The sequence below is a fragment of the Mucilaginibacter sp. OAE612 genome (assembly GCF_041806395.1).
GTDB classification, from domain to species: Bacteria; Bacteroidota; Bacteroidia; order Sphingobacteriales; family Sphingobacteriaceae; genus Mucilaginibacter; species Mucilaginibacter rubeus.
The window spans coordinates 592,713-605,501 of record NZ_JBGMUW010000001.1 but is presented as its reverse complement, the minus strand read 5'-3'; the positions used below and the strand labels follow the sequence as shown (position 1 = coordinate 605,501).

The 12,789-nt window shown below is 42.9% G+C and carries 14 protein-coding genes; 9 read left to right on the top strand and 5 right to left on the bottom strand.

Annotated elements, in window-relative coordinates; translation table 11 throughout:
* Positions 1–8: 8 nt before the first annotated feature.
* The 3 genes from ABID99_RS02710 to ABID99_RS02700 form a co-directional block, all read right to left on the bottom strand.
* On the bottom strand, positions 9–713 hold the full coding sequence (locus ABID99_RS02710; protein WP_373612756.1) for an SDR family NAD(P)-dependent oxidoreductase: 705 nt from the start codon (positions 711–713) through the stop codon (positions 9–11).
* A gap of 118 nt (positions 714–831) precedes the next feature.
* Entirely contained in the window at positions 832–2,613 is a 1,782-nt protein-coding gene (locus ABID99_RS02705) for an aromatic amino acid hydroxylase (protein WP_373612755.1), read from the bottom strand.
* Between the two features lie 100 nt (positions 2,614–2,713).
* Positions 2,714–3,673 carry a YbhN family protein gene (locus ABID99_RS02700; RefSeq protein WP_373612754.1) on the bottom strand — a complete coding sequence of 320 codons (960 nt, stop codon included), beginning with the start codon at positions 3,671–3,673 and terminating at the stop codon, positions 2,714–2,716.
* Between the two features lie 257 nt (positions 3,674–3,930).
* On the opposite strand from ABID99_RS02700, the gene ABID99_RS02695 reads away from it, so the two are divergent.
* The 4 genes from ABID99_RS02695 (at position 3,931) to ABID99_RS02680 (ending at position 7,145) form a co-directional block, all read left to right on the top strand.
* Positions 3,931–4,800, top strand: coding sequence for a carbon-nitrogen hydrolase (locus ABID99_RS02695; protein WP_373612753.1), 870 nt, complete (start codon positions 3,931–3,933; stop codon positions 4,798–4,800).
* Positions 4,801–4,845: 45 nt separating this feature from the next.
* A complete protein-coding gene (locus ABID99_RS02690) occupies positions 4,846–5,199 on the top strand; it encodes a four helix bundle protein (protein ID WP_176628874.1) in 354 nt (117 codons plus the stop codon).
* An 11-nt stretch (positions 5,200–5,210) separates the two neighbouring features.
* Positions 5,211–6,308 (top strand): agmatine/peptidylarginine deiminase, encoded by a 1,098-nt coding sequence (locus tag ABID99_RS02685; protein ID WP_373612752.1) that lies wholly within the window; start codon positions 5,211–5,213, stop codon positions 6,306–6,308.
* Positions 6,309–6,737: 429 nt separating this feature from the next.
* Positions 6,738–7,145, top strand: coding sequence for a LiaI-LiaF-like domain-containing protein (locus ABID99_RS02680; protein ID WP_090528441.1), 408 nt, complete (start codon positions 6,738–6,740; stop codon positions 7,143–7,145).
* An 84-nt stretch (positions 7,146–7,229) separates the two neighbouring features.
* Here ABID99_RS02680 and ABID99_RS02675 read toward each other — a convergent pair whose 3' ends face one another.
* Together ABID99_RS02675 and ABID99_RS02670 are read right to left on the bottom strand one after the other, a co-directional pair.
* On the bottom strand, positions 7,230–8,372 hold the full coding sequence (locus ABID99_RS02675) for a hypothetical protein (protein ID WP_090528444.1): 1,143 nt from the start codon (positions 8,370–8,372) through the stop codon (positions 7,230–7,232).
* A gap of 31 nt (positions 8,373–8,403) precedes the next feature.
* On the bottom strand, positions 8,404–8,541 hold the full coding sequence (locus tag ABID99_RS02670) for a hypothetical protein (RefSeq protein ID WP_175490003.1): 138 nt from the start codon (positions 8,539–8,541) through the stop codon (positions 8,404–8,406).
* Positions 8,542–8,591: 50 nt separating this feature from the next.
* Between ABID99_RS02670 and ABID99_RS02665 the strand changes: the two genes are divergently transcribed.
* The 5 genes from ABID99_RS02665 to ABID99_RS02645 all read left to right on the top strand — a co-directional run bounded on the left by ABID99_RS02665 (position 8,592) and on the right by ABID99_RS02645 (position 12,540).
* Entirely contained in the window at positions 8,592–9,446 is an 855-nt protein-coding gene (locus ABID99_RS02665) for a LiaF domain-containing protein (RefSeq protein WP_090528447.1), read from the top strand.
* A gap of 36 nt (positions 9,447–9,482) precedes the next feature.
* Positions 9,483–9,818 (top strand): DUF4288 domain-containing protein, encoded by a 336-nt coding sequence (locus tag ABID99_RS02660; RefSeq protein WP_090528450.1) that lies wholly within the window; start codon positions 9,483–9,485, stop codon positions 9,816–9,818.
* A gap of 27 nt (positions 9,819–9,845) precedes the next feature.
* Complete coding sequence (locus ABID99_RS02655) at positions 9,846–10,880, top strand: sensor histidine kinase (RefSeq protein WP_254780116.1); 1,035 nt, start codon at positions 9,846–9,848, stop codon at positions 10,878–10,880.
* A complete protein-coding gene (locus ABID99_RS02650; protein WP_090528453.1) occupies positions 10,877–11,623 on the top strand; it encodes a LytTR family DNA-binding domain-containing protein in 747 nt (248 codons plus the stop codon). Before ABID99_RS02655 ends, ABID99_RS02650 begins: the two co-directional genes overlap by 4 nt.
* Positions 11,624–11,841: 218 nt before the next feature.
* Complete coding sequence (locus tag ABID99_RS02645; RefSeq protein ID WP_373612750.1) at positions 11,842–12,540, top strand: L,D-transpeptidase family protein; 699 nt, start codon at positions 11,842–11,844, stop codon at positions 12,538–12,540.
* The last annotated feature ends 249 nt before the right edge of the window (positions 12,541–12,789 follow it).

Genomic DNA, 12,789 nt, shown 5'->3' with positions numbered 1-12,789 from the left:
CTAATATTTCAAGGGGTACTTGCTGCTACAGGTATTATTTTTCCGTTAAAAAATTTGCTCCCGGTTAAGGCGAAATCGGCGATATATTTTCCCATTTCAAATGCCATTACCGGCGATTGATAACCCGGAAAAGCCTGTTCCAGCATCTCGGTTTGCGCCGATCCTAAAGCCAGGCAATTTACTTTGATCCCTTGTTCGGTTAACTCCTGTGCTAAACATTCGGTTAGCGTGTGCAATGCTGATTTACTTGCTGAGTAAGCCGCCAGGCCCGGAAATTTAGCACTTCCCTGAAAGCCACCCATGCTGCCAATATTAACAATGTGGGCGCCCGCAGGCATTAAAGGACGCAATGCCTGGATAGCACGTACATGACCAATAAAATTGCTTTGCAGCATCTCTACAAAATCCGACTCGCGTAATTCGGCAAATGGTTTATTGATAAGCACACCTGCATTATTAATCAAAATATCAACCCGGTTATCAAAATGCGATGCGATGAACTGTTGCAAACCTTCATAATCATCATGCACTATATCAAATTTCAAGGCAAACAATTGGCAATCGGGGTTTAAACCATGTGCTATCTCCAGCAAACGTTCCAGTTTATCCTGTGAGCGGGCCAGGGCTATTACCTTATGGCTGCCCGAAAGTATCAGTTCAATTACGGCTTCAAAGCCCACGCCGCTACTGGCGCCGGTTATTATGATGTTCATATGCCCCCTAACCCCCTAAAGGGGGAATGATTATTTATTATTAATTTCATTTCCCACGCGTCCTTGCCTCGTTCTTCACAATGACGCGTGATTTATCCTCTAAGATGATAAATCAACGCTAAACTACCAATTTTTGCTCAACCGGGTGCTTAATCAGGTAAAAGCCGTCGCTGATGAGCTTACCATATTCAGGCTCGCTACGGCCCTTTTCTTCAAGAAAATGCTTGATTTCGGCTGCTAACACTGGGTCTACACCTTCATGGTCAAGTATTTCCAGTATCTCGAGGGCACAAAGCCAGTCGTCATGATGGTCTTTTTGCAGTTGCTGCCATACATTGCCTAAAAAGCCATAATCACCATGGTTAATGCGGCAATTTCGTACCTGCTGGTAAAGCTTGTGCAATTCTTTGGTTTTATGATCATGCCGGGCATGGTGCGTTTCTGTTTTAGATTTATAAACAATGGTTTCATAAGCTTCCCTGTCGGCCGCGCCACAAAATACCGAAATGATCTCTTCGCCAACGGCCATGTCATAAACGCCCCAGGCCGGATCAAACAACACCGTTCCATTATCATCAGTAACGGTTACGTTATCAAAAGTGACCAGGCAGATTTTGCCATCCTCCGAAAGGATATTTTTAATAATGCCTTTTACGGTGATCCCGCTTTCAAAATGCAGTTCGGTTCCCAGCCCTTTTATCATACCCGCTGCTTTAAGATCATCCTCCGAAAAATCCTCCAAAGGTGTATTGTGATAGCCTTTCAATTTACCAACCGGCGAGCTGAAACCATCTTTATGATAATCTTTACCATGGCCTCTTAACTGTTTATTGCTCAGGGCCAGCGCGGTGGGGCCGGTGGTTTTTATAAAATAAGGTTTGCCGCCTGCATCTGTCTTAAAATCGGTAATGTTACCCGAAACCTGCAAGCCCGAACTGTAAACAGCCGTACAGATGTTCTTACTTTCAACAGCCTTACTTAATCCGTAAGCACCACCTTTTCTGAAAGCCATGGTATTGGCAAACTCTTCCAGCACGCTGATCAGGTTTTGAAAATCGGGGGTTACAAAAAGCTGGGGCTGTGGCTTGGTGATATCATAAGGATATTTAACAGCGTCAATAGTATACCATAGCTTTTGAACATCTTTATTCATACAGGTTGAACTTTCACCGATAGATGAAAGCAAGCCCGCGCCGTAGATTTTTGGGTGCTCCAGCGTTCCAATCAGGCCGTACTCAACCGTCCACCAGTGCAGGCGGCTCAGGAGGGCCATTTCCGATGGTTCGCCCATGTTTTCCTGGCAATAAGTTACCAGCTCTTCGGCTTTAAGTATTTCCTGTTCATCAGCATCAGGCATTTCTTTTAATATCGATAGTGCGCGGATAGCCTCATAAAGCTCAAAATCCTGTGCCGAAAACATCGCTTTAGCCCCTATCGATCCAAAATAATTCAGGTATTCATGGTAATCCTTGTCGGCAATTATGGGCGCATGCCCTGCCGATTCATGAATGATATCGGGCGCCGGGGTGTATTCAATATGTTTTAACTGGCGTATATCAGCGGCGATAACCAGCACCCGGTACGCCTGATACTCCATAAAGGCCGCCGGCGGGATAAAGCCGTCGACCGTAACAGCACCCCAGCCAATTTTGCCGAGAGCATCATTCATCTCCTGTAAATTGGGAATATGTTCAATAGTTAAACCTGCTTTTTGCAAGCCGGGAATGTACGGGTAGTAAGCGACATCCTTTAGATAACTATAATTTTGGCGCATGACATAGCGCCACACCGCATGATCGATAGGCGTATAATGCTCGTAGTGCTGGTCGACTATAAATTGTTTTAAATGACCGGGCAATGCCGCAACCTGCGGATTATTAAAATCATTAAAATGGCTCATTGATAACTTGCGATTTATAATACAACGCCAAGTTTAGCAGATGGTTGCCATGAAAACAAGTTTCAGTTTATTATTCTGAAATTAAAATTGATGCAGAATATTATTCTTCTATCGGGTGATTTTCCAACTTTGGTTCTTCGCCTTTTTTAAGGCCAGCCTCAAGTCGTTTAGGAATAAGCACATAATATACACCTAATAAAGCTACAATAATTGAGATGAGATAAAATCCAAAACTCAGGTACACAGCCATATCTTCGGCCAGGTTAAACTGCCGGGCCAATGTAAGGAACAGCGCGTCGCGGATGCCGCCGCCGCCCAAACTAAATGGAATAATTGCCGCTAACGACGAGAAAAGAAACGACAGCAGATACGGAGCAAACTTACCGTTGAAATCCTGCGCAAGCAGTAAACAAATAATGGTAAGCAATTGCATGCTTTGTACACCTATGGCTTTTAAATGTGCCTGTATAAAGTTGTGGGTGTATTCTTTAAAAAATTTGCGGGCTACGGCGTAATAGATCACAGAACCAACCAATACTATACCAAGCGGCCAGGCCAGGTGATATGGGAAACTCGGTATTAAAATAACCAGGCCCACTACAATGGCACCGATGGCCCAAAAACCGCTAAGCCTGTCAAACAGGATAGCCCAGAACACTTTTTTTGTAGGCAAATGATAGCGCTTGTGCAGCAGGTAAATTTTGTAACCATCGCCGCCGATACCGCCAGGCAATAACACATTATAGCACAAGCCAAGAAAATACAGGCGGAGGTTGAAGCGCCAGTCTAACCGTAAACCAATGGATTTGAAATAGCTTAATAACCGCCATGATGAAAAAAACATCGACCCGATATAACAAGCAATAGCGGCAGCTAACCAGGCCCGGTCGGCATGAAGTAAGCGATATTTAATTTTAGCAAACGGCACCTTACTGAATACATAGTAAAGCAAGCCACCGGTTACTACTATGATAAGGATTACTTTTATAACGCCCCAAAGTTTACCTTTCCAGGTTTTGTGTTCGGCACCTTCGTCAATGAGATCTTCTGTTTGTGTCATTCGGCTGCAAAGCTATGTTATTTTTTTATTTCGATGTATCGGATAGTCAATTAACAAAAAAACTTCATTTTGTTTTCAGGAAACATTAAAACCGGTAAATCAGGTTATTATTTCAGGGTTATTTTCAACCGGTCAATTCATAGTTCAAATAATTAAACTATGTCCATTGTAATCAAATATTCAACTCTGTGTAATCATAATATCAAATCGGTGAAATCCTAATAACAAAGTGTTATTTTTGCGCAAATTTTTTGGAGATGAGTAAAGTAAAAGTTGGTTTAGTACAAATGAGCTGTACTGCTGATAAAGAGCAGAACCTACAGAAAGCAATTGTTAAGGTAAGGGAAGCCGCTGCTAAAGGCGCGCAAATAGTTTGTTTACAGGAACTTTTTACCTCACTTTATTTTTGCGATGAAGAAAATTACGACAATTTTAAGCTGGCCGAAGCCATTCCCGGCCCATCAACCGATGAGCTTTCAAAAGTTGCTGCCGAGCTTAATGTGGTGATCATTGCTTCATTGTTTGAAAAACGTGCTCAGGGTGTTTACCATAACACCACCGCTGTGCTTGATGCCGACGGAAGCTATTTAGGCAAATACCGCAAAATGCATATCCCTGATGATCCGGGCTTTTACGAAAAATTTTACTTCACCCCCGGCGATCTGGGCTACAAAGTATTCAACACCAAATTTGCCCGCGTAGGCGTACTCATCTGCTGGGACCAATGGTATCCTGAAGCTGCACGCATCACTGCCCTAATGGGTGCCGATATATTATTTTACCCAACCGCTATCGGCTGGGCTACCACGCAGGATGAAGCAACCAACGTTGAGCAATACAACGCATGGCAAACTATTCAACGTTCGCACGCTGTAGCTAACGGCATACACGTGGTAAGCGCGAACCGTGTAGGTGAAGAAGCCGGTGTAAAATTCTGGGGCGGTTCATTCTTTGCCAATCCTTTCGGCGCGATCATCCATCAAACATCACACGATGATGAAGAAGTTGTAGTACAGGAATTGGATCTTGATAAATCTGATTATTACAGAAGTCACTGGCCGTTTTTGAGAGATCGTCGCATAGATTCTTATCAGCCGATAACTAAAAGGTTATTAGACGAGGACTAATGTCTTGAGTCCGAAAGTCAGCAAAGTCCGAAAGAAAGAGTTTATATGAGTTTTAAGTTTGAAAAGTTAGTTGTATGGCAAAAAGCTGTCGATCTGTCGGCCGACATTCATGACCTAACCAAAACTTTTCCAAAAGATGAGTTGTTTATTTTAACATCTCAGATAAAACGGGCTGCGGATTCTATTTCATTAAATATTGCTGAAGGCTCGACCGGCCAATCAAACGCAGAGTTTAATAAATTTGTCGGTTATGCTTTACGATCGGATATTGAAGTTGTGGGATGTCTTTACTTAGCACAAAAGCGGAATTTGATATCTGACGAAAATTTTTCAAAACTATATCAGCAATGCGAAGAAATTTTAGCAATGTTGAATGGTTTGCGTAACTCTCTAAAATAACCAATTATTAAATGTCACCATTGAAAGATATATCACCCCAATCCTCACTTCCCGACTTTCGGACTTCCGGACTTTCGGACTCGCCTTTGGCGCAAGGCTTCTCTTTCCCTGCCGAGTGGGCCAAACATACCGCTACCTGGCTTAGCTGGCCTCACAAAGAGGCATCATGGCCTGGCAAGATCGATACCATTTACGCGCCTTACATTGAGTTTATAAAGATTGTTACCGAAGGCGAACTGGTACGCATTAACGTGACTGATGCTGATATGAAGGCCTCGGTGATTTTCCAGTTGCAAAACGCAGGTGTTGATCTTAACAAAATAGAGATCTTTGAATTCCCGACCAATGATGCCTGGTGCCGCGACCACGGTCCGGCGTTTTTGATCAACCCGACTACAAGTCAAAAAGCTATCGTAGACTGGGGTTATAACGCATGGGGCGGCAAATACCCCCCATTTGATTTGGATGACGTAATCCCTACCAAAATAGGTAACCACTTTGGTTTGCCGATATTTAATCCCGGCATAGTAATGGAAGGCGGCTCGGTCGACTTTAACGGTAAAGGCACAATTTTAACTACTACTGCCTGCCTGCTTAACAAAAATCGGAACCCGCAGCTTAACCAGCAACAGATTGAAAGCTACCTGCAAAATTATTATGGCGCAGAACAGATCCTTTGGCTGGGTGATGGCATTGTAGGTGATGATACCGACGGACATATCGACGATATCACCCGCTTTGTAAACGAGGATACCGTAGTTACCGTTGTGGAGGAAGATAAGAACGATGAAAACTATCACCTGCTACAGGAAAACCTCGAAACGCTGAAAACCATGCGCCTGCTTAACGGCAAACAACTTAACATTATTGAGCTGCCAATGCCCGACGCGGTAATTTATGAAGACACCCGCTTACCGGCCTCTTACGCTAATTTTTATATAGCTAACTCGGCCGTGATTGTGCCTACTTACCGTTCAAAGAACGATGATAAAGCGCTTGATATATTAACCAAATGCTTTTCCGACCGCAAGGTTGTAGGCATTGACAGTACCGACATTATCTGGGGCCTCGGCAGTTTCCACTGCCTCAGCCAGCAGGAACCGGAATAACAGGCCCACCCAACCCTCCCCTGAAGGGAGGCTTTTTTGTTTGTTGTCATTTCGACAGAGCGACAGTGGTATTGAGCATCGGGGCGAAAGAGAAATCTTCTACGCCTTGTAAAGCAGCGATGCATTGGCTTAAAGCAGGGCGTATAAGATTTCTGCTTCTCCACACACACTTTACCCTACTCATTCGTCGAAATGACAATTCGCTTTTTTAAATGAAGCTTTTCCTTTTTATCTTGTTTCTTCCATCTTGACCTCTTGCCGCTTTCTATATCTTGCTTCTTGACTCTTGACTTCCTGGCTCTTGCCGCTCCGCTTCTTTTTCACCGCCTTTATCCCCTACTTTACCGACATCTCCCCTTACATCGCCAATAATTGATTGACCCGCCTGCCATGTTGCTGTAGTTTTGGGTAACATTAAAACTTAAAGCGATGAACAACGATATAATAAACACCGAAAACAAAAGAAATGGCAAAATCATGTTAGGAATAATTTTACTGGCCGCCGGTGGTTTATTTCTGATAGATCAGCTCAATGCCTTCCTTATTCCCGACTGGCTTTTTAGCTGGCCAATGTGGTTCATAGCCTGGGGCGCTTACATGGGTGCCAAACATGACTTTAAAAAACCATCATGGATCTTTATGATACTGTTAGGCATCATATTCCTGGTAAATGATAACGTTTATAACGCCGACCGCATAACCTGGCCAATTGCATTGATGCTGCTTGGTACCTGGATAGCCATCAAACCGGCCAAACAAACCGACCGGGACTTCTGGGAAAAGAACGAAAAAGCTAAACAACACTTCGACTTTGAACAACCCAAAACCGAAGCTTAAACTCAATCATCCATCATATATCAAAGCCGGGGCATTTTTAAAAAGCTCCGGCTTTTTGTTTGTCCTCCCATCGATTTAAAAATATTATAAGTCGACATAAAACCATGGCATTTTAAAAAGTCCCTTTTTCTCCATTACACGCACCGTTGAGCCAACACTTGTATGGTAATAAAAAGATTTGGGAACTATAATATATTCCGCTTCGTGATGATCCCCCCAACTATCTATCCGGATATGATAATTAGTTGCATGCTTATAGGAGATAAATTTATCGGTTACAGTTGTAGAATAGATTTGAGCACTTGACTTATCAAAAGAACAATTAACATTGGCTATTACCCCTATAGCATAAGCTGCTGAAAATATAATCATTAGTAAAAATTGCCCGATACGTGAACTATATGTGTTATTAAATCCTTTCACTGCTAATACTCCGAGAATAACTGAACCTAAAATCAGACTTGGAACAGTTAATTTATCATAGTTAGTTATGTGATAATAATTCAGAGATTTTAAAACCAATAATAATACTCCGAGATATAAGCCCGGCATTACATTGTTATAAGCGCTGTTTCTTTTAGAAATTAATGTTACAAGCCCCTTACTGAAATAAATAATCGAAATACCAATTAAAGGAAAAACCAATAATATTGCATCAGCCGCGCTGGTATCCCTCAGAAAAAACAAGAACAATACAAAAAGTACAAACCCAACAAAGTTGTATATCCCCGATAACCGTGTTATTGCTTTAAACTTGTCTGTCCTCTCCCCTTCGCTATATCCCAAATTAGCATTATTTATTATATCATTTTTCTCCTTTTCGTAATCTTCTTTATTTAAATCCTTAAGATTAGTGCGCAACCAAGAGGTTAGGTTATTAAGATTCCCGATGCTTGAATAGTCGCGAATTTTTATTTTGGAATAGCCTGCTTCTACAGGCTCAATAACAATTACCTTATTGTTAATCCTGAAACCTTTAATATCAGCACGCAAAAGCTCTTTGGTACCAAATACGGTCGTTCTTACAATACTGTAATCAGATATTATAAGCTTACTTTTAAATTGGTTTATTAATGTTACCACACCTCCCGTTCCAAATACAACGGGGAATATAATAAGTCCATTAGTCGGTTTAGTTAGCAGGAATAATGAAAAAACAATTGCTGATGTCCCCATTGCTCCATAAAAAATTCGCCAGTATAGCGATATAGTGTATTCCTGTTTCATTTTTTAATATGATAAAGTTTAGTATGGTTATTTACTGATAAAAAACTGTCGCAACATACAAATTTTTATTTTTGCCCGATGATAAATAATCAACCGCAACTTTTTCACCGCCAAAACATCCCCACTCACCGATTTCTTTAAATACATCGCCAATTTTTGTTTGGCTCAACTATAATGTTACCTTAGTTTTGGATATGATTTTAATTTGCAGATAATACAATGAACAACGATATAGAACATCCAAAAGATCCCAACAAAGGCAAATCTGTTGCCGGGATCATTTTACTTGCTGTAGGCGGCATATTGCTGCTTCAGCAATTCCGAATTTTTTTCATACCCGCTCATCTTTCCCTGTGGCCCTTATGGCTTATTTTCTGGGGGATATACATAGGCGCCAAGCATAATTACAAAAAGGCATCGTGGGTATTGCTGGTAGCTTTAGGTACTGTATTCCTGATCACCCAAAACATTAACAACTCCGATCGGATAGTAGGCCCCTTAGCTGTAATTGGATTTGGTATGTGGCTGATATTAAGACGCAACAAACATTTTGATCCGCAGCAGTGGAAAAACGATTTCAAAGGAGAAAAATGGACCAACTGGGATAAAAAAGAGCCCTTCCAATTTGAAAAAGCCGAAACTGTTGACTACACCGTAAAAGAAGAAGGCAGCGAGATCCCCCCGGTTGATCCCTACGCTCAAAAACAACAGCAATACAACACCAAATACTCCGGCGACGATTATATCGATACCGTATCCATTTTTGGCGGGGTTAACAAAACCATCCTTTCCAAACAGTTCCGCGGTGGCGATATCGTAAACATATTTGGCGGTGCCGAGCTTGATTTTACCCAGGCAGATATTAACGGCCGTATTATCATTGACATTACCCAGATCTTCGGCGGCACCAAAATTATTGTGCCATCAAACTGGCAGGTAGTATCTGACCTGGCAGCAGTTTTTGCCAGTGTTGATGATAAGCGCATCAGGAGCACCGCAAGTGTAGGCAGCGAGAAGGTGCTGGTACTTAAAGGCGTATCCATATTTGCGGGTGTAGATATCCGCAGTTATTAATTAATCAAGGCAGCTAATTACGAAAAGCATAAAAACATGAACTGGTACGTAGCAAAATTAGTTTTCAGGGTGATAAGCGGGGATGGCGACCATCAGGCGCAGTTTGATGAGCAATTAAGGTTAATCAGCGCAGATAATGAACTGGTGGCTTATGAAAAAGCCAACCGCATAGGTCACGCCAACCAGGATAGCTTTAAGAATATTGAAAAGCAAACCGTTAAATGGCAATTTATTGATGTAGCCGAGCTTAACCAACTTGGCGAACTTACCGACGGCGCCGAATTGTATTACAACATACACGAAACACCCGATGCCGACCTGTACATTGCCTGGGCACATCATAAGTCGGCCTTATTGGGCATCAGAAATTAAACCTTAAAACCACAGAAAGTAACCGTTTTGGAAGTTCCATCAATACAAACATCAAAACTATATGCGGCATTTGTAATATGCGGTGTGGCCTGGGCTGCATTACAAACTTACATCATTCATAGTTTTGGTTTTTTATGGTTCACCGCCGCAACAGATGGCCTGTTGAGCGCCGTGTTGCTTTCATGTGCCTGCTGGCTTATCAACAATAACTTACGCTACTATCAGCCGGGTAAGGGCAGCTATATTAACCTGTTTATCTGGTGCGTTGCGCTGGCAGGGATCTGCACCGCCGGCTGCCGTTACCTGTTACCGCTCATTAACAGCGACACAATTTACACCGGTTTCCTGGCCCAGTCGTTAACCATCCGCTTTTTTACCGACTTTTTAGCTATCGGCTGGATGGCTATGATCAGCTTACTGTGGTTTTCACAGCTCGACCAGAAAGAAACCCTGAAACGCAAAACCGAAGCCGAGCAGTTGGCCCGCGAGGCCGAGCTTTATAACCTGCGTCAGCAATTACAACCCCACTTCCTGTTCAACAGTCTTAACTCTATAAACGCGCTTATTGGCTTTAAGCCTGATGAAGCCCGCAGGATGATCCACCAGTTATCCGATTTTTTACGCGGAACGCTTAAAAAGGACGATCAGTTACAGGTTAGCCTTACCGAGGAATTGGCACATCTTAATTTATACCTCGATATAGAAAAAGTACGCTTTGGCCACCGTTTACAAACCGAAATAAGCTGCGACCCCAAATGCGGAAGTGCCATATTACCATCCATGCTGTTACAGCCTTTGGTTGAAAATGCCATTAAATTTGGCCTGTACGACACCATAGGCGAAGTTACCGTGAGCATTCGCGGTGAAATTGAGGATGGCTACCTGAACTTAATGGTACAGAACCCATATGACCCACAAACATCGAAACCAAAAAAAGGTACAGGTTTTGGTTTGCGGGGAGTGCAACGGCGATTATATTTGCTGTATGCCCGCAATGATTTAATGGAAACCCATGCGAGCGATGATCTGTACACAACCATTATAAAAATACCGCAACTATGAAGCGAGCTTTAATTATTGATGATGAACCTTTAGCCCGCATGGTTGTAAGGGAATACCTGCTTGATTTTAAAGACATTGAACTGATACAGGAATGCAACGACGGCTTTGAAGGCCTCAAAGCCATTCAGCAGCACCAGCCCGACCTGGTTTTTTTAGATATCCAGATGCCTAAAATTACCGGCTTCGAAATGCTTGAACTGGTTGAACAACCTCCTGCCGTAATATTTGCCACCGCATTTGACGAATACGCCATCAAAGCTTTTGAAGCCCACGCGGTTGACTATTTATTAAAACCATTCAGTAAAGAACGGTTTAATAAAGCGGTTGAAAAGTTCCTGGCCTCAGCCGCGCCAAAACCTGCCGTTAAGCAAACGGAAGAGTTGCTGGAGACCGCCGCTACCCAGTCGCCCGCCCAGCATGAGCGTATTGTGGTTAAAACCGGCACCAAGGTAAAGATCATCCCCGTTGCCGATGTTGAGTATTTACAGGCCGATGATGATTATGTAAGTGTGATCACCAAAGAAGGCTCGTACCTCAAAAACAAAACCATGAGCTTTTTTGAGCAAACCCTTGATCCTAATCATTTTGTTCGAGTTCATCGTTCCTACATCGTAGCTATACAACAAATCACCCGTATCGACCCATACGAAAAAGACGCACACCTGGCCATCCTGAAATCAGGCGCTAAAATCCCGGTAAGTAAAACAGGGTATGTGAAGTTGAAACAGGTGCTGGGGATATAGAACCAACTACTTACAACAAAAAAATGTCATTGCGAGGAGGGACGACGAAGCAATCGCATGCTATACAGAGCGGCTATGCATCCGTGCGATTGCCGCGCTGCGCTCGCAATGACATGGAGATTATAACCTGCATTTTTAGCCAATAAAAAAATCTCCCCTCCCGCATAATTTCCTTCCAACAACTCCGTTAACTATAATTATAGTTAAAAACCTGACCAATGCCTAAACCAATTACATTGCTGCTATTAATTATATTGGCAGCACTTCACAAAACCGAAATCCCCGACAGCAAAAGAGCCAACGATGTACGTTTTAAAGTATGGCCTAAGCTTCAGAAAGAGCTTAAAGACAAAGGCTTTGCCCCTTATGGCTCAGTGTACCTCCGTATCATTAAAGACATCAGCGTACTTGAAGTATGGGTAAAATCGGCTAATAAATACCAGCTCTTTAAAACTTATGACGTATGCACATATTCAGGCGGGTTAGGTACCAAAACCCGCAGCGGCGACGGTAAAAGCCCGGAAGGCTTATATACCATAGAGCCCAAACAACTAAACCCGGTAAGCAACTATTACCTGGCTATTAATGTAGGCTATCCTAATGCTGTGGAAAAAGCCAAAGGTTATACCGGCAGTGCCATCATGGTACATGGGCATTGTGCTTCTATAGGTTGCTATGCCATGACCGATGCACGGATAGAAGAAATTTATACCCTGGTTTACGAGGCATTTGTAGCCGGCCAAAAGCAAGTCCGTGTTGATATTTTCCCTTTCCGGATGGATGACGCAAACTTAAAGCGCTATGCGGCTTACAGACAGGATGCCTTTTGGCGCAGCCTCAAACCGGCTTACGAATTATTTGAAAAACGACAGCTACCAGTTGATTATCATCTTAAGGGGAAGGAATACGCTTATTAACCGTTGATTTTTTGATTACGCGGATGGGGCTCAAATATTTAGCTTGTGATCGGTATTATCACCAGAAGTATTCGAAAGATTTTAATTCCCTCCCTTGGGAGGGGTGCGGCTGGATTTCGTGGCGGCAGGGAGGGGTTTATACTTCATTTCAGGCGAATAAGTCTGTGAATAAAACCCCTCCCTACACCCTCCCAGGGGAGGGAATCGCACAATCCCTCGCTTTTTCTATTTCTTCCGAACACTTCTGGC